The 17963-nt window shown below is 72.3% G+C and carries 16 protein-coding genes and 1 pseudogene; 10 read left to right on the top strand and 7 right to left on the bottom strand.

Features of this window, described 5'->3' with window-relative positions:
- Positions 1-43 precede the first annotated feature (43 nt).
- Positions 44-682 carry a nucleotidyltransferase domain-containing protein gene (locus ABD830_RS50365; RefSeq protein ID WP_345002733.1) on the top strand — a complete coding sequence of 213 codons (639 nt, stop codon included), beginning with the start codon at positions 44-46 and terminating at the stop codon, positions 680-682.
- Positions 679-1434 (top strand): nucleotidyltransferase domain-containing protein, encoded by a 756-nt coding sequence (locus ABD830_RS50360; protein WP_345002732.1) that lies wholly within the window; start codon positions 679-681, stop codon positions 1432-1434. The genes ABD830_RS50365 and ABD830_RS50360 overlap by 4 nt, the downstream gene beginning before the upstream one ends.
- Before the next feature lie 129 nt (positions 1435-1563).
- On the opposite strand, the gene ABD830_RS50355 is transcribed toward ABD830_RS50360, so the two are convergent.
- Complete coding sequence (locus ABD830_RS50355) at positions 1564-2025, bottom strand: arylamine N-acetyltransferase (RefSeq protein WP_345002731.1); 462 nt, start codon at positions 2023-2025, stop codon at positions 1564-1566.
- A 36-nt stretch (positions 2026-2061) separates the two neighbouring features.
- The gene (locus ABD830_RS50350) at positions 2062-2997 is read right to left on the bottom strand and encodes a GNAT family N-acetyltransferase (RefSeq protein WP_345002730.1); all 936 of its coding nucleotides are present in this window, start codon (positions 2995-2997) and stop codon (positions 2062-2064) included.
- A gap of 133 nt (positions 2998-3130) precedes the next feature.
- On the opposite strand from ABD830_RS50350, the gene ABD830_RS50345 reads away from it, so the two are divergent.
- Both ABD830_RS50345 and ABD830_RS50340 read left to right on the top strand, forming a co-directional pair.
- Positions 3131-4069, top strand: a complete 939-nt coding sequence (locus tag ABD830_RS50345; protein ID WP_345002729.1) for a hypothetical protein — start codon at positions 3131-3133, stop codon at positions 4067-4069.
- Between the two features lie 21 nt (positions 4070-4090).
- Positions 4091-4606 carry a hypothetical protein gene (locus tag ABD830_RS50340; protein WP_345002728.1) on the top strand — a complete coding sequence of 172 codons (516 nt, stop codon included), beginning with the start codon at positions 4091-4093 and terminating at the stop codon, positions 4604-4606.
- Between the two features lie 78 nt (positions 4607-4684).
- On the opposite strand, the gene ABD830_RS50335 is transcribed toward ABD830_RS50340, so the two are convergent.
- Entirely contained in the window at positions 4685-5479 is a 795-nt protein-coding gene (locus tag ABD830_RS50335; RefSeq protein ID WP_345002727.1) for a class I SAM-dependent methyltransferase, read from the bottom strand.
- 499 nt (positions 5480-5978) lie between these two features.
- Between ABD830_RS50335 and ABD830_RS50330 the strand changes: the two are divergent.
- Both ABD830_RS50330 and ABD830_RS54550 read left to right on the top strand, forming a co-directional pair.
- Positions 5979-7034: pseudogene (locus tag ABD830_RS50330) on the top strand (RNA-guided endonuclease InsQ/TnpB family protein); the annotation flags it as partial.
- Positions 7035-7042: 8 nt separating this feature from the next.
- Positions 7043-7252 carry a substrate-binding domain-containing protein gene (locus ABD830_RS54550; protein WP_378521148.1) on the top strand — a complete coding sequence of 70 codons (210 nt, stop codon included), beginning with the start codon at positions 7043-7045 and terminating at the stop codon, positions 7250-7252.
- Here ABD830_RS54550 and amaB read toward each other — a convergent pair.
- The 3 genes from amaB to ABD830_RS50315 all read right to left on the bottom strand — a co-directional run bounded on the left by amaB (position 7242) and on the right by ABD830_RS50315 (position 12920).
- Complete coding sequence (gene amaB / locus ABD830_RS50325; RefSeq protein WP_345002726.1) at positions 7242-8768, bottom strand: L-piperidine-6-carboxylate dehydrogenase; 1527 nt, start codon at positions 8766-8768, stop codon at positions 7242-7244. The genes ABD830_RS54550 and amaB overlap by 11 nt on opposite strands.
- A gap of 15 nt (positions 8769-8783) precedes the next feature.
- Complete coding sequence (locus ABD830_RS50320) at positions 8784-9938, bottom strand: NAD(P)/FAD-dependent oxidoreductase (protein ID WP_345002725.1); 1155 nt, start codon at positions 9936-9938, stop codon at positions 8784-8786.
- A gap of 123 nt (positions 9939-10061) precedes the next feature.
- Complete coding sequence (locus tag ABD830_RS50315) at positions 10062-12920, bottom strand: FAD-binding and (Fe-S)-binding domain-containing protein (protein ID WP_345002724.1); 2859 nt, start codon at positions 12918-12920, stop codon at positions 10062-10064.
- A gap of 70 nt (positions 12921-12990) precedes the next feature.
- On the opposite strand from ABD830_RS50315, the gene hglS reads away from it, so the two are divergent.
- Positions 12991-14400: a 2-oxoadipate dioxygenase/decarboxylase gene (gene hglS, locus ABD830_RS50310; protein ID WP_345002723.1), complete on the top strand. Its 1410-nt coding sequence runs from the start codon at positions 12991-12993 to the stop codon at positions 14398-14400.
- Positions 14401-14407: 7 nt separating this feature from the next.
- Here the strand turns inward: hglS and ABD830_RS50305 are convergent, their stop codons facing one another.
- A complete protein-coding gene (locus ABD830_RS50305; protein WP_345002722.1) occupies positions 14408-15154 on the bottom strand; it encodes a GntR family transcriptional regulator in 747 nt (248 codons plus the stop codon).
- Positions 15155-15272: 118 nt separating this feature from the next.
- Between ABD830_RS50305 and def the strand changes: the two genes are divergently transcribed.
- From def to ABD830_RS50290, 3 genes are read left to right on the top strand one after another with little or no spacing between them, the layout of a single operon-like run.
- Positions 15273-15812 (top strand): peptide deformylase, encoded by a 540-nt coding sequence (gene def, locus ABD830_RS50300; RefSeq protein ID WP_345002721.1) that lies wholly within the window; start codon positions 15273-15275, stop codon positions 15810-15812.
- Positions 15813-15819: 7 nt separating this feature from the next.
- Entirely contained in the window at positions 15820-16440 is a 621-nt protein-coding gene (locus tag ABD830_RS50295; RefSeq protein ID WP_345002720.1) for a helix-turn-helix domain-containing protein, read from the top strand.
- A complete protein-coding gene (locus tag ABD830_RS50290; RefSeq protein WP_345002719.1) occupies positions 16433-17956 on the top strand; it encodes a pyridoxal phosphate-dependent decarboxylase family protein in 1524 nt (507 codons plus the stop codon). Before ABD830_RS50295 ends, ABD830_RS50290 begins: the two co-directional genes overlap by 8 nt.
- Positions 17957-17963 lie beyond the last annotated feature (7 nt).

The following is a 17963-nucleotide window of genomic DNA, read 5'->3' as shown; positions in this document are numbered from 1 at the left end:
TTCGATCAGACCAGCCACCGGCCCCATGGCGCAAGATATCCGGGTGACCGATGACATGATCCTTACCGTCGTCATGGGCTCGCGGGCGTACGGGCTCGAGACGGACGCCTCCGACACCGACAGGCGGGGCGTCTTCGTGGCGCCGACGGCCGCGTTCTGGCGGCTGGAGAAGCCGGCGACGCACCGGGACGGGCCGCTGCCCGAGCAGTTCTCGTGGGAGGTCGAGCGCTTCTGCGTCCTCGCCCTCGAGGCGAACCCCACCGTGCTGGAGTGCCTGTGGTCCCCCATCGTGGAGGTGATCACGCCGGCCGGGCGGCGGCTGCGCGACCTGCGCCCGGCCTTCCTGTCGGAGCGGGCCCGGCAGTCGTTCGCCGGGTACGCCGAGTCGCAGTTCCGCCGGCTCGACCCGGCCGTGCCCAAGTGGAAGCAGGCGATGCACATGGTGCGGCTGCTGCTCAGCGGCCTGCACCTGGTGCGCCACGGGGAGCCGCTCGTTCAGGTGGGGCCGTACAGGGAGCGGCTGCTGGCGATCCGGCGCGGCGAGGTGCCGTGGGCGGAGGTGGACGCCTGGCGGGCCGAGCTGGCCGCCGAGGTGGCCGCGACCCCCGGCGTGCTGCCGGAGCGGCCGGATCGGGAGCGGGTGGAGGACTTCCTGGTGGGCGTGCGGAAGGAGTACCTGTGAACCTTCCCGGATGGCTGGCTGAGGTGGCCGGGGAGCAGCCGTACCCGCTGGTGTTCGCGACGGTGAGCGGGGCCCACCTGTACGGGTTCCCCTCGGTGGACTCGGACGTGGACCTGCGGGGTGTGCACGTGCTGCCGGTCGAGGAGGTGGCGGGGCTGCGGCACGGGCCGGAGACGCTGGAGCGCATGTGGACGCGCGACGGCGTGGAGGTGGACCTCGTCACGCATGACCTGGCCAAGTTCTGCCGGTTGCTGCTGGGGCGCAACGGCTACGTGCTCGAGCAGTTGCTGTCGCCGCTGGTCGTGACGTCGTCGCCGGTGCACGAGGAGCTGGTGGCGCTCGCCCCTGGATGCCTGACGCGGCATCACGCCCACCACTACCTGGGGTTCGCGCGTACGCAGTGGCGGCTCTTCACGAAGAGCGGGGAGCTCAAGCCGCTGCTCTACACCTTCCGCGTGCTGGCCACGGGGACGCATCTCATGCGCACCGGCGAGCTGGAGGCCGATCTGACGCGCCTGTACGAGTACGGGCCCGCGTACCTGCCGGACCTGGTCGCCGCCAAGCAGGAGGCCGAGCACGGGCCGGCGCCGTCCGTGCCCGGGCTGGAGTCGGATGTGGAGCGCATGACGGTAGCGCTGGAGGAGGCCCGTGACTTCGCAGGCCTGCCTGAACGGGCGACTGCCGAGGCAGCGCTGCATGATCTGGTTGTGCGGGTGCGGCTGCGCGGGTGGGGTGGAGAATCCATGATGTGACATTGGTGGGCAGAAAGGACGCGCTGGGAGTCGTCGGCGAGGTGCTGGCGACTGGTTCGGGGTGTGTGGTCGCGGAGGGGCCCGCTGGGATCGGCAAGAGCCGGCTACTGGAGGAGGCGATCGAGCGTTTCACCCGTTCCCGGGCCCTCCGATCGTCTTGGACGACGTGCAGTGGGCGGACGAGCTGACCTGTCTGGCGCTGCGGCAGCTCGTTGCCGGGCCGGCCGGGTCGCCCGCCAAAGTCAGAGCCTGGGCAGCAGGGCCTCCGCATCCGCCTCGGTGACCTGGATGCCCAGGCGGTCCCGCAGGGCCGACAGGAGTTCCCCGGCGGTCGGCCAGCCACGTGCGGCCGTCCACCTCGACCGTGAGCGTGGCGTGCGAGCGCGGCAAGTGGTAGCGGCCCAGCCGGATCCTGGCCAGGTGCCGCTTCAGGGCGAAGCCGAGGAGCACGTCGAGGTTCTCGAAGGGGATGGAGCGCACGTGCGCCAGGTGCACCTGGCGCAGCGTCTCGAACGTCGGCTCGAGCGGGCCGCCGCAGCCGATCCTGGCAAGGTACGCGTCGAGGTCGAGCTTCTCAATGTTCCATGTCATGAGATCGACGATGACGCGTGCGACGGCCCGCGCGCATCACGCGTTCACGGGATCCGGCGACAGGACGAGCCTGACGGCGAAGGTGCGGTACCCGGCCCGTTCGAACGCCCTGGCCATCGGGACGTTGCCGGCGTCGGTGTCGGCCGCGATCCGCTGGACCCCTCGCTCGGCGAGGAAACGGGTGATCTCGGCGAGCAGGTCGTCGACGTACCCGTGGCCGCGGTGCTCGGGCACCACGCCGAGGTAGCCGACCACCGGCCCGCCGTTGTTGGCCGACGGCAGGGCGACCCCGACGAGGTCCCCGCTCTTGTCGTACGCCAGCCGCCACCACGACCGGTCGCCCGGCATGGACTTGTAGTCGTGGACGTCCTCGCGGGCCTGCGCCACGGGGTCCATGGTGGCCAGGGCCTGCCGCGTGTGGAAGTCGAGCGTCCCGGCGGCCACCCGGCGGAACGCCTCCACGAACACCTCGTCGTCCTCCTCGCCGCGGAAGACGAGCCGGTCCGACGGCTCGGGGACGGGCCCGTCCGTCCACTCGTAGCGGAGCCGTTCCAGCTCGTGGGTGAGCCCGACGCGGCCCGCGGCCTCCCAGCGCCAGGCGATGGCCGCCGCGGCCTTGGGGTCGTCGCGCCAGCCGTTGCCGACGAACACGTGGTACTCGGGTGCCAGCCCGTACGCCTCGTGGGCGTGGCGCAACAGCTCGGCAGCCAGACTCACGCGGTCGCTCACCGAGGGGTGGACGTAGACGCAGTCGAGCGCGAGCGGCTTGTCGCCGTCGGGGAAACCCCACCAGACGGCGCGGGCCAGGATCTCGCCGTCGTCGGCGACGGCGAGCCAGATGCGGTCGAAACGGTAGTTGCCGTTCTCCAGGAACGAGAGCAGCCGTTCAGGATGCGCCCAGCTGATGGACTCGTCGACGACGCAGCCGAGCAGGCGGTCTAGATCTTCTTCGACCGCGGTGCGGAAAAGCACGATTCCTCCGAGAAGCAGAAGTGGACGGCGCGGTAAGCGCCCGAAGCCATGCCGAACATCTCAGCGCCTCCTTTCTCCTGACTTTTCGGTGTCAGATGGCACTGTAGCGGAAATATCGCGACAGGATGGGCTCGTGAGGTCCTACGACGACACCCTGCCCCTGCAACCCCCGGTCCGGCTGCCGGAGGAGGCCACGCTCGCGGCGGCCGTACGTGCCGCTCCCCTGGCCGAGGAGCTGAAGCCGGAAGGCTCCGACGCGGAGGTTCTGGCCTTCTGGGCGGACCACTGCCGCGAACGGCTGGCCGCCGACGAGGGGCTGCTGCTGGAGCTCATCAGGATGTTCCTGTCACGCGAGCCGCATCCGGGCCGGGTGCCCGAAGAGCTGACCGGTCTGGGCCTGGTACGGCAGGCGGAGCCGTACACGCTGAGCTGGCTCGGCCTGTGGACGGCGCGGCTGATCGTCGCGGAGACCACGGGACAGGACGTCCCCGTCATGGGGTCGCTCGCGGACGCCGACGCGGCGGCGCTGCTGCACGGCCTGCGCTCCTATCCGGAGGCCGAGCGCGGCGAGGAGCTGGCGGGCTGGCTCAAGGGACGGGACACAGCGCGGGACACGGGCGCGGCGGCGGCCGAGATCGCCTCGGTGCTCGGCACGGTGAGCCCGCTGAGCCGGGCGGTCGGCGTGGAGCTGCTGTCGTCGGACTTCGGGGAGTCGGGACGGTCGGCGCTGTCGGGACTGCTGGAGGAGCCCAGGCTCGGGGCGGTGATCGCCGCCAGGACGGGACGCGAGGACCGACAGCCCGCGCCGGGCGAGATCGCGTGGGTGCTGGTGGACATGGCGGCGGCGCTGCTGGAGTTCGGGGGCGAGACGGGCGAGGTGATCGAGTCCATCGCCATGGGGATGGACGCCGAGGAGCAGGCGGGGACGATCGCCATCCTGGCCTTCGGGGACCATCCGTGGACGGGGCAGGTGCTGCGGGTGTTCATCGACCACCATCCCGACGAGCGGGTCGCCGCCGCGGCGCGCAAGGCCCTGCGCCGGCTGCACGGGCTGGCGGACGTGCGCGACTGAAGGTTCTGTAGAGTCGGCTCGATGACGACGCATTCGATCTTTCCGCAGTCCGGCATCCTGGGTGACGCGTTCGCCTGCGAGTGCGGCGCCGTGCTGGCCGGGCGGATGACGGCCGAGCTGCACGCCGCCGAGAACGGGCTGTGCTCGGTCTGCCTCGGCTCCGCCCAGGAGGAGGTGGTGCCCGAGCTGACGCAGGCCTGCACGGCGTGCGCGGCCACCGGGCGCCGCAAGGAGCAGATCACCTGGCAGCTCGCGTACGCCGAGGCCGAGCAGCTCATCACGTCGGCCGTCGTGCGCGGGGTGGTGGCGGGCTTCGAGGGGCCGTTCCACCTGTCGGAGATCGCCGACGCGGTGCGGGCCGGGCTGGGGCTGCCCGCGGGGCGGCTGCCGGTCGGGCCTCGGGTCCGCGATCTGCTGCTGGAGCTGCAGGCCGTGGGCGAGATCACCATGCTGTCGGCGCCCGACGAGATGATCGGCAACGACATGGTCCTCTACCGCGACCCGCAGTGGCAGCGCGCCCGCACGCTCGGCCTGTGACCCGCCCTCGCCACACCCGCCCGCTCGGCGTCTGAGACACGTGGGCGTCCGCCGTCCTGGGGCGCGGCGCGCGGGGCGTCAGGCGCGGCAGAGGATCTCGCCGTGCAGGACGGAGATCCAGCCGTCCTCGGCCGCCGCCCACTTCAGCCAGCCCTCCGAGATCCGCCGCAGCCCGGCCTCCGTGGCGGCCCCGCTCGCCAGGGCCTGCTCGGCCATGGACGAGCTCAGGACCCGGTCCGCCCACATCCCGCCCCACCAGGCCCGGTCGTCAGGCGTCGCGAAGCACCAGGTGGACGAGGTGGCCGTCACGTCGGTGAAGCCCGCGGTCCTGGCCCACGACAGCAGCCGCCGCCCCGCGTCGGGCTCGCCGCCGTTCGCCCGCGCGACCTTCTGGTACAGCGCCATCCACTCGTCCAGCTCCGGCAGCAGCGGATACCACGCGAACGCCGAGTAGTCGCTGTCGCGTACCGCCACATAACCGGTGGGCTTGGTCACCCTGCGCATCTCCCGCAGCGCCGCCACCGGGTCGCCCACGTGCTGCAGCACCTGGTGGGCGTGGACCACGCAGAACGTGTCATCGGGGAAGTCGAGCGCGTGGACGTCCGCGACGGCGAAGTCCACGTTCTCGACTCCCCTGGCGGTCAGCTCGGCCCTGGCCAGGCCGAGCGCCTCCTCGGTCACCTCGGACGCCGTCAGGTGCCCGACCAGCCCCGCCAGGTCGGCGGTGATCGTGCCGGGGCCGCTGCCCACGTCCAGCACCTTCATGTGCGGCTTGAGGTGGGGCAGCAGGTACGCGGCCGAGTTCTCGGCGGTGCGCCAGCGGTGCGAGCGCAGCACTGACTCGTGGTGGCCATGCGTGTAGACGGCGTTCATCGCCAAACTCCTTCGTTCCGCTCCGATGTCTACCACCCTAGCGCTCGTCTCACAATTCAAGAAGAATTGTCTTGATATTTGAGATACATGCAACCCCTTGACGTGCGCGCCGGGCGAGCGGCATCGTCGACCCTGATGAGATCGATCTCACGTTGGAGAGCGGAATGAGCCAGGTCCGCGTGCCCGTCCGCCCCTTGCGGAGCATTCCCGAGACTTTCCGGACCGATCTCGACCAGGTGGTCATCCCTCAGATCGAACCCCAGGTAACCGCTTTCGTGGAGAAGGCGCTCAAACCGACGACGCGTGGCCGCTGTGGATGGGGAGGTGGCCGACAGGCGGACGCGATTAACCTCGCCGTCGAACGCGGCCGGGGCGGTTGCGGAGTCGGTGCAGACGGTCCGGCCTTCATGAAAGCCAAGCGAGCGAGCAAGACGGAAACGCAGGGACTGCCAGTCCTGTTTCGCTGTGCTCGGCCGTAAACCAACCTACGATAGATCTCGTGCAGTTGCGGTATTCCTTCCGCATCGACCCGACGCCGGGGCAGCGCATCGCGTTGGCCAAGGCGTTCGGGTGTGCGCGGGTGGTGTTCAATGACGCGCTCGCGCTGCGCAACCACACCCACGAGCAGGGTCTGCCGTTCATCACCGATGCCGAGTTGTCCCGCCGAGTCATCACGCAGGCCAAGCAGACACCTGGACGGGCCTGGCTGGGCGAGGTGTCGGCGGTCGTCCTCCAGCAGGCACTCGCCGACTGCACCACCTCATTCCGCAACTTCTTCACCTCGGTCAAAGGCGAGCGCAAAGGGCCGAAGATGGCCCCGCCCCAGTTCCGGTCCCGCAAGGACCATCGGCAGGCGATCCGGTTCACCAAGAACGCCCGCTTCGCCGTCACCACTTGCGGCAAGCTGCGCCTGCCGAAGATCGGTGACGTGAAGGTGCGATGGTCACGCCGGCTGCCCGCCCAGCCGTCCTCGGTCACCGTCATCAAGGACGCGGCCGGCCGCTATGTCGCCAGCTTCGTCATCGACGTGCGCGAGCAGGCGCTGCCCGCCACGCTCGCCGAGACGGGGATCGATCTGGGGCTCGGCCATTTCGCTGTTCTGGCCGACGGCCGGAAGATCGACTCGCCGCGGTTCCTGCGCCGGGCGGAGAAGAAACTCAAGAAGTTGCAGAAAGCGCTGTCGCGTAAGGAGAAAGGATCATCGAATCGGGCCAAGGCCCGGGTGAAGGTGGCCCGCCAGCATGCGAAGGTCGCTGATGCGCGCCGTGAGTTCCATCACCAGACCTCCATCAAGATCATCCGTGAGAATCAAGCGGTGTATGTGGAGGACCTGGCGATCAAGGGGCTGGCGCGCACGAGGCTGGCCAAGAGCGTGCATGACGCGGGCTGGTCGGCGTTCGTGCGCATGCTGGAGTACAAGGCGAAACTGTACGGCCGCACCTTCGCCAAGGTCGGCCGGTTCTTCCCGTCCTCCAAGCTCTGTTCGGCCTGCGGGAGGCTGGCCGCCACGATGCCGTTGCACGTTCGTTCCTGTCCGAACGCGACATCCCGATCCCCGATCAGGTGTCGCTGCTCGGGTTCGACGACCTGGAGTGGACCACGCTGGTGCGCCCGCGGATCTCGGTCGTCGTGCAGTCGGCGTACGACATGGGCCGGGCCGCGGCCGACCGCCTGTTCGCCCAGATCGGCGGGTCGGGCGCCGCCCAGGGGCGGCGCACCGTGGTGCCGACGCGCTTCCTCGAGCGCGAGAGCGTGGCGGCGGTCAGACGCTGAACTCGACTCCCTGGGCGAGCGGCAGCTCGCCGGAGTAGTTGATGGTGTTCGTGGCCCGGCGCATGTAGGCGCGCCAGGCGTCCGAGCCCGACTCGCGGCCGCCGCCGGTCTCCTTCTCGCCGCCGAACGCGCCGCCGATCTCGGCTCCTGAGGTGCCGATGTTGACGTTGACGATGCCGCAGTCGGAGCCCTCCGGCGACATGAACAGCTCGGCCTCGGCCTGGTCGCGGGTGAAGATGCTGGACGACAGGCCCTGCGGCACCGCGTTGTTGAGCGCGATGGCGTGATCCAGGGTTTCGTAGGGCATTACGTACACGATGGCCCCAAACGTCTCCTCGGTCACGATCGGCGTCTGCTCGCCCATCCGCACCAGCGCCGGCTCGGCGTAGAAGGCGTCGGGCGCCTGGTCGGCGAAGCGGCGGCCGCCGCCGGCCACCACCGTGCCGCCCTGCTCCACGGCGGCCTCCAGCGCGGCGCGCACGGCCGCGTGCGCCCGCCCGTTGATGAGCGGCCCGACCAGGGTGCCCGGCGCCATCGGGTTCCCGATCGGCAGCCTGCCGTAGGCGTCGGCGAGGCGCTCGACGAGCGTGTCCGCGACGTCGGTGTGCGCGATCACCCGGCGCATGGTGGTGCACCGCTGGCCCGCCGTCCCGGCGGCGGAGAACACGATGCCGCGCACGGCCAGGTCCAGGTCCGCCGACGGGCAGACCACGGCCGCGTTGTTGCCGCCGAGCTCCAGCAGCGACCGCCCGAACCTGGCGGCCACGCGCGGACCCACCGCGCGGCCCATGCGGGTGGAGCCGGTGGCGCTGACCAGGGCGACCCCGGGGTGGTCCACGAGCGCCTCGCCCACGTCGGGGCCGCCGACGAGGACCTGGCTCAGGTACGCCGGCGCGCCCTGCTCGGCGGCGGCCCGCTCCAGCAGGGCCGCGCAGGCCAGGGCGGTCAGCGGCGCCAGCTCCGACGGCTTCCAGACGACCGGGTCGCCGCACACCAGGGCGATCGCCGTGTTCCACGACCAGACCGCCGCCGGGAAGTTGAACGCGCTGATCACGCCGACGACGCCCAGCGGATGCCAGGTCTCCATGAGCCGATGGCCGGGCCGCTCGGAGCTGATCGTGCGCCCGTACAGCTGGCGGGACAGGCCCACCGCGAAGTCGCAGATGTCGATCATCTCCTGGACCTCGCCGAGCGCCTCTGAGGTGATCTTGCCGACCTCCAGGCTGATCAGCGTGGCGAGGTCCGCCTTGTGCTCCGACAGTAGCTCGCCCAGCCGCTTCACCAGCGCGCCCCGCGCCGGCGCGGGCACCGCCCGCCAGGTCAGGAACGCCTGCCTGGCGCGCGCGACCGCGTCGTCGACGGCGCCGGCGTCCACCCAGTCCACCGTGGCCAGGCGCGCGCCGTTGATGGGCGAGGTGGTCGCGACGGCGCCGTCCGGCACCTCCACACCGCAGCGTTTGGCGGTCTCCCGCGCCATCGCGGCCAGCTCGTCGGCGCCGGGCAGCGTGTGCACCATCAAGTTCTCCCCTTATCAGACGATATTGAGTTCAGGCCTGGCACCGGCCAGGGCGAAGCGGCGGGCGTCGAAGCCGGAGACGTCCACGAACGGCGTCCGGCCCAGGTAGAGGTCGCGGACCACCTCGCCGACGGCCGGGCTCATCAGGAAGCCGTGGCCGGAGAAGCCGGTGGCGTAGATGAACCGGTCGACGTCCGGGGCGGTCCCGATGAGCGCGTTGTGGTCGGGCGTCACCTCGTACAGGCCGGCCCATCCGGTGGCGATGCCGGTCTCCATCAGCGCCGGGGCGCGGCGGGCCATGGCCTCGCCCAGCCGCGGCAGCCACGCGTCGGACCGGTCGAGCTTGAACCCCGGTGTCTCGTCGGGGTCGGACATGCCGAGCAGCAGCCCCGGGCCCTCGCGGTGGAAGTAGAACGTGGTGCCGAAGTCGATGGTGAACGCGGTCGGCGGCAGATCCGGGACGGGCTCGGTGACCAGGATCTGCCTGCGCAGCGGGGTCACCGGCAGGTCGACGCCCGCCCACGCGCCGATCGGCTGCGACCAGGCGCCGGCCGCGCAGATCACGGTGTCGGTCTCGATGCGGCCGCCCTCGGTCAGGACGGCGACGATGCGGCCGTCCGCCGTCTCGATGCCGGTCGCGGCGCAGCCCGGCAGCAGCCGCGCGCCGAGCCGCCGGGCCGCGCCCGCGTAGCCGAGGACCACGGACTCGGGCGTGCAGTGGCCGTCGGTGGGGCAGTAGGCGGCGGCCAGCAGCCCATCGGCGTCGATCAGCGGGGACAGCTCCATGGCCTCCCGGACCGAGATCATCCGGCTGGGCACGCCGAGGTCGTTCTGGACCGCGACGTTCTTCTCGAACTCGGCGACCGACTCGGGCGAGTCGAGCAGGAACAGGTAGCCGGGCTTGTGCAGGTCGATCTCCTGGCCGAAACGCTCGGCGAAGGTCTCGAACGTCTCGAGGCTGCGTACGGCGAGCTCGATGTTGACCCGGTCGGAGAACTGCGCGCGCACGCCGCCGGCCGCCTTGGAGGTCGAGCCGGAGCCCAGCGGCCCCTTGTCGATCAGGACCACGTCGCTGACCCCGGCGGCGGCCAGCGCGTACGCCGAGCTGACGCCCATGGCGCCGCCGCCGATGATGACCGCCGAGGCATGCGAGGGGAGCTCACGTCCCATTGATCGGTTCCTTTCACCAGTGACCACCTCCAGCATCGCGGATCGGACAGAGCCGGAGGAAGCGGCCAAGCAACACCATTTGTCGGCAGTTCGCGGGCGTGGCGGATCGGGCATGAGCAGACCTCATGGCAGTCGATCGGCGAGCAGCTGGGCCAGGTGGACGCCCTGCCGGGACGTCAGATCGGCGATCTGCGTACGGCAGGAGAAGCCGTCGGCCAGGACCGCCGTCTCCGTCCCTGCCTGCCGGAGCGCGGGCAGGAGCTGCTGCCCGGCCACCGCCACGGACACCTCGTAATGTCCCTTCTCCACGCCGAAGTTGCCCGCGAGGCCGCAGCAGCCGCCCAGCCGCCGCACGTCCGCGCCCGCCTCGCGCAGCAGCCGGGCGTCGTGGTCCCAGCCCATGACGGCGTGGTGATGGCAGTGCGGCTGGGCCACGGCCTCCAGGCCGTGCAGCGGGGGCGGCCGCCAGTCCGGCGTCTCCAGCAGCAGCTCGGCGAGCGTCCGGGTCATCCCCGCCACCGGTGCGGCCGTCTCCTCGCCGAGGAGTTCCAGCGCGTCCGAGCGCAGGACCGCCGTGCAGGACGGCTCCATGCCCACGATGGGCACGCCCTCCGCCGCGGCCTCGCCCAGCTCGGCGACCGTACGGCCGAGGATCTTCCTGGCCGTGTCGAGCTGGCCGGTGGAGATCCAGGTGAGCGCGCAGCACTGGCGGCGCTCGCTGATCCGCGGCCGGTAGCCCGCGGCCTCCAGCACTTTCACCGTGGCGCGGCCGGCCTCCGGCGCGAAATGGTCGGTGAAGGTGTCGACGAACAGCAGCACCGGCCTGCCTTCCGCCGGGCGCCTCCGCCTGAACCACGCCCGGAAGGTCTCCGGCGCGAACGCGGGCAGCGTGCGCCGCCGGTCCACTCCCGCGATCGCCGGCAGCCCCGGCACCCGCAGCAGGGCGTTCGCCGCGCGCGGCAGCCGGCTCGCCAGCCTCGCCCAGAGCGGCAGGCGGCCCAGGGAGTAGTGCGTGACCGGGCGGAGCCGCCCGCGGTAGCTCTGGTGGAGCACTTCGGACTTGTACGCGGCCATGTCGATCCCGGTCGGGCAGTCCGAGGCGCAGCCCTTGCAGGACAGGCAGAGGTCGAGGGCCTCGTGGACCTCGTGCGAGCGCCAGCCGCCCGCGACGGCGGAGCCGTTGACCATCTCCTGCAGCGCACGGGCGCGGCCCCGGGTGGAGTCCTTCTCCTCCCTGGTGGCCAGGTAGGAGGGGCACATCACGCCGCCGGTCGCGGTGTTGTCGGCGCGGCACTTTCCCACGCCGGTGCAGCGGTGCACCGCCTGACTGAAGTCGCCGCCGTCGTGGCGGTAGGCCAGGGCGAGCCGGTCGCGCACCGGACGGGCGGCCGGGATCCGCAGGTCGGCGTCCACGGGACGGGGGCGGACGAGCACGCCGGGGTTGAGCACGTCGCCCGGGTCGAAGATCGCCTTGACCCGCGCGAAGAGGTCGATCGCGGCCTCGGAGTACATGAGGGGCAGCAGCTCGCTCCGGGCGCGGCCGTCGCCGTGCTCGCCCGACAGCGAGCCGCCGTAGCCGGCGACCAGCGTGGCCGCGGCGACCAGGAAATCCCGGAACACCTTCGGCCCACCCGGCCGGTCCAGCGCCCCGCCTGGCCGGTCCAGCGCCCCGCCTGGCCGGTCGAGAGCCCCGCCCGACCGGTCCAGCGTCCCGCCTGGACGGTCCAGCGGTACGTCGAGCCGGATGTGCAGGCAGCCGTCGCCGAAGTGCCCGTACGGCAGGCCGGTCAGGCCGTGCTCGGCCATCAGCGCCTCGAAGTCGCGCAGGTAGCGCCCCAGCATCGCAGGCGGCACCGCGGAGTCCTCCCACCCCGCGTGCGCGGGCAGCCCGGCGGGGCTGCGCCCGGACAGTCCCGCGCCGTCCTCCCTGATGCGCCAGAGCGCCGTGGCCCGCGCCGGGTCGGTGACGACGAGCGCGTCCTCGCCGCCGGACGCCAGCCGCGCGGCCCGCTCCCCCACCTCGGCCGCGTCGTCCCCCGCCACCTCGACGAACAGCCAGGCCGCCCCGCGCGGCAGCGGCGGCACCGCCTGCGGTCCCCGCCGCCGGCGCACCACGTCCACGATGCGCGCGTCGATGCCCTCGCAGGCCGTGGGCCGGTGCTCCAACAGGGCGGGGGCGGCGTCCCCGGCGGCGGCGATGTCGGGATAGCCGAGCACCACGAGGGCCCGGTGCGCCGGGTCGGTCACCAGCTTCACCGTGGCCTCGGTCAGCACGGCGAGCGTGCCCTCGCCGCCGGTCAGCAGGCCGGCGACGTCGAAGCCGCGCTCCGGCAGCAGGTGCTCCAGCGCGTACCCCGACATCTGCCGCCCGAACCCGCCGAACTCGGTCCTGATCGTGGCCAGGTTGGCCATCACGAGGTCGCGCAGCGCGGCCGGGCCCCCTTGCGCGGGGAGGTCCAGGGCCGTGCCGTCGCCGGCCACCGCCTTGAGCCCGGCGATGTTGTCGCTGGTGCGGCCGTAGCCGAGCGTCCTGGAGCCGCACGCGTTGTTCCCGATCATGCCGCCGATCGTGCAGCGCGTGTGGGTGGACGGGTCGGGGCCGAACCTGAGCCCGTACGGCGCCGCCGCCCGCTGCAGCGCCGCCTGGACGACGCCCGGCTGGACCACCGCCGTGCGCGTCTCGGCGTCGACGTGCAGCACCCGGTTCATATGACGGCTGAAGTCCAGCACGAGCCCGGGACCGATGGCGTTCCCGGCGACGGACGTGCCGGCGCCGCGCGCGGTCAGGGGGATCTCGTGCTGTGCGCACAGCTCGATCGCGGCGGCCACATCCTCGGCCGACCTCGGCCGCGCGACCAGCAGGGGCGGCACCCGGTAGAGCGAGGCATCGGAGGAGTAGATCGCTCGTGTGGTGGAGTCGGTGAGCACGTCGGTGACTCCGCGCCGGCGGAGGTCGTTCGCGAGAGCGGCGGCCCGATCCATGAGTAGCATGCTACATGCGACCCCTGTAACATGCCACTCACCCGTACCAGCGGCAAGGGAGAGAAGAGGCATGATGGTCGGCTCCACCGCGCTCCGGGCGGCCTTCGCCCGGCGCCTGTCCACGATGTACGGCACGGAGGTCCCGGCGTACAACACGCTCGTCGACGTCGCCCAGGAAGTGAACGGCGAGGTGATGGAGCGGATGGGAGCCGACGCCGAGCGGCTCGGCTCCATCGGCCGCGTCACCGCGGAGCGGCACGGCGCGATCCGCGTGGGCACCCCGGCCGAGCTGGCGCAGGTCGCGCGGATCTTCGGCTCGATGGGCATGTACCCCGTCGGCTACTACGACCTGCGCGAGGCGGCCGGCAGCTCCGTGCCGGTCGTCTCCACGGCGTTCCGTCCCGTGGACGAGGCCGAGCTGGCCGCCAATCCCTTCCGGGTGTTCACGTCCATGCTCGTGACGGGCGACCGGCGCTTCTTCGACGAGGACCTGGAACGCCGGCTCGGCGAGTTCCTCGGGGCCCGCCGGCTGTTCCCGCCGCGCCTGCTCGACCTGGCCGACCGCGCCGAGGCCGAGGGCGGCCTGGACGACGCGGCGGCCGAGGAGTTCCTCACCCTCGCCACGCGGGCGTTCGAGCTGTCCGCGGAGCCCGTCTCGCGCGGCTGGTACGCCGAACTGGAGCGGGTGTCAGCGGTGGCCGCCGACATCGGCGGCGTGTCGAGCACGCACATCAACCACCTCACCCCGCGCGTGCTCGACATCGACGCCCTCTACGCCCGCATGAGCGAGCGCGGCATCACCATGATCGACGCGATTCAGGGCCCGCCCCGCTGGGACGGCCCCGACCTGCTGCTGCGCCAGACCTCCTTCCGCGCGCTGGCCGAGCCGCGGCTGTTCCGGGAGGAGGACGGCAGCGTCGTACGGGACGACCTGCGAGTGCGGTTCGGGGAGGTGGAGGCGCGGGGCATAGCGGTGACACCGGCCGGGCGCGCGCTCTACGACGACCTGTCCGCCGAACTCGACGCGATGCTCCACGGCCGTTCCGTCACCGCGGAAGAACGCAACGAGCTCGCGGCCAAGCTCTGGGAAGGCCGCGTGCCGCGCAGCGAGGCCGAGCTCGTCACGGGCGACCTCGCCTACTTCACCTTCCACGTCCGCGACGCCCGCCCCGGCGCCGTGCCCCCGGCCGACCTCACCACCCTCCTCTCCGAGGGCTGGGTGAGCGCCCGGCCCATCGTGTACGAGGACTTCCTGCCGCGCTCGGCCGCCGGGATCTTCCAGTCCAACCTGACCTCCGACGGCACCAAGGACGCGACCAGGACCGGCGCCGACTTCGGGCCCGACGCCCTGGCCGCGGTGCTCGGAAGACCGCTGCACGACCCCTACGAGCTGTACGCCTCGGTCCGGGCGGCGTCGCTGGCACGCGTGCGCGCGGAGCTCGGCCTGGACGGCGAGATCGCCCTGCCCGGCGCCTCCTGACCTCTGATCACGCCTCGTCGACGATGGCCGCCCACAGTGCGTCCACGTCGACCGGCTCCCCCTGGGCCCTGGCCGCCTGCCCGGCCAGGATGAGACCGGTGTTGGTCAGGTGGGCCCGCATCGCGCGCACCGCGCCGTCCGCGTCGCCCGCCGCGACGGCCGCCACCACGGGCTCGTGCTCCTCGTGCACCTGCCGCAGCGTGCGGGACCGGTCGTCGGTGGACGTGCCGAGGATGCGCATGGTGTCGCGCAACCCGCCGACGATCGCGCGGGCCCTGCCGTTGCCCGCCGCGGCCAGGATGTGGTCGTGCAGCGTCTGGTCCAGGTGGAAGAAGAGGGACTCGTCGCCCGCGCCCACCGCGGCCGCCATCTCCTCCATCGTGGCCCGCAGGGACGCGCCGAGCCCGGCGGCCCCACCACCGGCCGCCCGCCGGACGGCGGGCAGCTCCAGCGCGAGCCGTACCCCGAAGATCTCGACGATCTCGCGCGGGTGCGGCAGCACGACGCGGAACCCCCGGTTGCGCTCGACCTGCACCAGCCCCGCCTCCGCGAGCCGCAGCATCGCCTCGCGCACCGGGCTCCTGGAGACGTTGAGCTGCTCGGCCACCTGATAGACGGAGTAGAGGCGGCCGGGGACCATCGCGCCCGTGTGCACCGCCCGGCGCACCTCCGAGATCACCTGCTCGGCCAGCGACCGCCCCGCCTGCGGCAACGGCTGCAGCTTCAGCTCGGCGTGTTCGCGGGTGGGCGGCATGGTGGCATGTTACCCGTACGGGAAGAGCCGCGATCATCCCCGCGCGCCGGAGCAGTCTGCGCAGGTGAGCACTACCATGTCGGGACGCGCTGTTGACGATTCGAGAGAGGCGTTGGTCGTGGGAGAGGTCCGGCCGATCGTGCACGTGGGCGACCCGGTGCTGCATCACCCGTGCGAGCCGGTCACCCGGTTCGACGGTGAGCTCAAGGCGCTGGTGGACGACATGTTCGCGAGCATGTACGCGGCGGAGGGCGTGGGCCTGGCCGCCAACCAGATCGGCGTGCCGCTGCGCGTGTTCATCTACGACTGCCCCGACGCCGACGGACAGCACCACAAGGGCGTCGTCGTCAACCCCACCCTGGAGCTGCCGGGAGTCGGCGAACGTCACCTCGACGCGGACGACGAGGGCTGCCTGTCGGTCCCGGGCCAGTACGCGCCGCTCCCCCGGGCCGACCGCGCCACCGTCCACGGGTTCGACGCCGACGGGGAGCCCGTCACCGTCGAGGGCACGGGGCTGCTGGCCCGCTGCCTGCAGCACGAGACCGACCACCTCGACGGTCACCTGTACATCGACCGCCTTCCCGCCAAGCGCCGCAAGCAGGTGCTGGCCGCGTACAAGGAGGCCCATTCCGCTATTGCGGACAAACCACCGCTATAGTGGACACATGGAAGGCGAAGGGGTCCTGTCGAGCGGCCTGTCGATGGCCGAGCTCGGGCAGCGGATCCGCTCGGGGCGGCGGGCGCGCGGGCTGACCGTCGAGCGGCTGTCCGCGCTGAGCGGCATCAGCCGGAGCATGGTCTCGGAGGTCGAACGGGGCGCCAAGACACCGACGGTGCTGGTGCTCGACCGGCTGGCCACGGCCCTCGGCACGTCGATCGCCCGGCTGCTCGACGAGCCCGCGCACGCGGCCATGCGGGTGCTGCGCCTCGAGGAGCAGCGGGTGCTGCGCGACCCGTCGGGCTGGGAGCGGCGGGTGCTGTCGCCGGTGCTGCCGGACGTGGAGTTCGAGTTCATGCGGACGACCATCGGGCCCGGCGTGGACGCGGGCGAGTTCGCGCCGCACGCGCCGGGGTCGCGGGAGTATCTCGCGGTCGAGCGCGGCAGGCTGCGGCTGACGATCAACGGCAGGCCGTACGAGCTGGGGGCCGGTGACTCGGCGTACTACCCGGGCGACTGCCGCCACGCCTTCGCCAACGACGGCGCCGTCGACTGTGTGTATTACCTGGCGATGGAGCTGGGCGGCGCCGGGGAGCACAACCCTTGGAAGGAATCGCCCGATGCCTGACCGCGCCCCGCACCTCGCAGCCGACGCGAGCGCACATCAAGAGCACCTCGCCGACGCGACCGCACGCGACGAACGCCCCGGCGACACGAGCGCGCAGAGCATGCGCGCGGCCGATGCGGTGGACGGCGGGCTGCGTAGGGCCGGGGCCGCGGCGGCGGCGATCGCGGCCGAGCACCTCGCGAGCCTCGGTGAGCGGCCCGTGTGGCAGCCCGTGCCGGACGCCGAGCGGGCCTGGCTGAGCGGCCAGAAGCTGCCCGAGCGCGGCCGGGCGCTCGACGAGCTGCTCGAGGACGCCCGCACCCACGTGCTGCCGTACCCGATGGGCAACGGCCACCCCCGCTTCTTCGGCTGGGTGAACTCCCCGCCCAACCCCGCCGGCGTCCTCGTCGAGCCGCTGGCCGCCGCCCTGAACCCGAGCTGCGCCGGAGGCGACCACGCGGGCCCGCACCTGGAGCGGGCGGTGGTGCGGTGGCTGGCCGAGCTGGTCGGGTTCCCGCATCCGCCCGGCGGTGGGCTGCTGACCAGCGGCGCGTCCATGGCCACCGTGATCTGCCTGGCCTCAGCCCGCCAGCGGGCGGCGCTCGCCGACGGCTGGGACGTCCGCGAGGAGGGGCTGTCCGGACGGCCGCCCATGGTCATGTACGTCACCGAGGAGGGCCACAGCTGCCTGCACAAGGCGGCCCAGCTGCTCGGCCTGGGATCGCGGCAGGTCCGGACGGTCCCGGTGGACGGCGCGTACCGGATGGACGTGGGCGCGCTCCGTACCATGATCAAGGAGGACGTCGGGCGGGGCCTGCGGCCGTTCTGCGTGGCGGGCAGCGCGGGCACCGTCAACTCCGGCGCGGTGGACCCGCTGGACGAGATCGCCGACGTGGCGGCCGAGCACGGGCTCTGGTTCCACGTGGACGGCGCGTACGGCGGGCTCGGCGTGCTGGCCGACGGCGCGGCGCCGCACTACGCGGGCCTGGATCGGGCCGACTCGCTGGCCCTGGACCCGCACAAGTGGCTCGGCGTCCCGGTGGGCTGCGGCTGCGCGCTGCTGCGCGACCCGAGGGCGGCGCGGGCCGCGTTCAGCCTGGTGCCGTCGTACCTGATCGACGACAACGCGGGCGATCTGGGGTGGTTCTCCGAGTACGGTCCCGAGCAGACCCGCCCGTTCCGCGCGCTCAAGACCTGGGCGACACTGTCGCACCTGGGCCGGTCCGGCGTCACGCGGCTGGTGAACCACACGGCGGGGCTGGCCCGCACGCTCGCCGCCATGGTCGAGGAGGCGGACGACTTCGAGCTCGTCGCCCCCGTCACCACCTCGATCACCGCCTTCCGCTACCGCCCGGGGTCGGACGCGGTCAACCGGGCGATCCCGGGTGCGGTGCAGGCACGCGGTAACGCGTTCATCACCGGCACCCGGCTGGGCGGCCGTCATGCGCTGCGGGCGTGTTTCCTGCACCCCGACACGACCGAGCGTGACCTGGCCATCCTGCTCGACGAGATCCGCCTGGCGGCCAAGACGCTCTAGCCGAACG

Source organism: Nonomuraea helvata, from assembly GCF_039535785.1.
Taxonomy (GTDB): domain Bacteria; phylum Actinomycetota; class Actinomycetes; order Streptosporangiales; family Streptosporangiaceae; genus Nonomuraea; species Nonomuraea helvata.
This window is presented reverse-complemented; position numbering and strand designations above follow the sequence as displayed.

What these genes read in the sequence shown, in the direction of transcription:
- ABD830_RS50355 (WP_345002731.1), bottom strand. Translation starts at nt 2,025, where the DNA reads ATGACATGGAACATTGAGAAGCTCGACCTCGACGCGTACCTTGCCAGG.
- ABD830_RS50340 (WP_345002728.1), top strand. Translation starts at nt 4,091, where the DNA reads ATGACGACGCATTCGATCTTTCCGCAGTCCGGCATCCTGGGTGACGCG.
- ABD830_RS50335 (WP_345002727.1), bottom strand. Translation starts at nt 5,479, where the DNA reads ATGAACGCCGTCTACACGCATGGCCACCACGAGTCAGTGCTGCGCTCG.
- amaB (WP_345002726.1), bottom strand. Translation starts at nt 8,768, where the DNA reads ATGGTGCACACGCTGCCCGGCGCCGACGAGCTGGCCGCGATGGCGCGG.
- ABD830_RS50320 (WP_345002725.1), bottom strand. Translation starts at nt 9,938, where the DNA reads ATGGGACGTGAGCTCCCCTCGCATGCCTCGGCGGTCATCATCGGCGGC.
- ABD830_RS50315 (WP_345002724.1), bottom strand. Translation starts at nt 12,920, where the DNA reads ATGGATCGGGCCGCCGCTCTCGCGAACGACCTCCGCCGGCGCGGAGTC.
- hglS (WP_345002723.1), top strand. Translation starts at nt 12,991, where the DNA reads ATGATGGTCGGCTCCACCGCGCTCCGGGCGGCCTTCGCCCGGCGCCTG.
- ABD830_RS50305 (WP_345002722.1), bottom strand. Translation starts at nt 15,154, where the DNA reads ATGCCGCCCACCCGCGAACACGCCGAGCTGAAGCTGCAGCCGTTGCCG.
- ABD830_RS50295 (WP_345002720.1), top strand. Translation starts at nt 15,820, where the DNA reads ATGGAAGGCGAAGGGGTCCTGTCGAGCGGCCTGTCGATGGCCGAGCTC.
- ABD830_RS50290 (WP_345002719.1), top strand. Translation starts at nt 16,433, where the DNA reads ATGCCTGACCGCGCCCCGCACCTCGCAGCCGACGCGAGCGCACATCAA.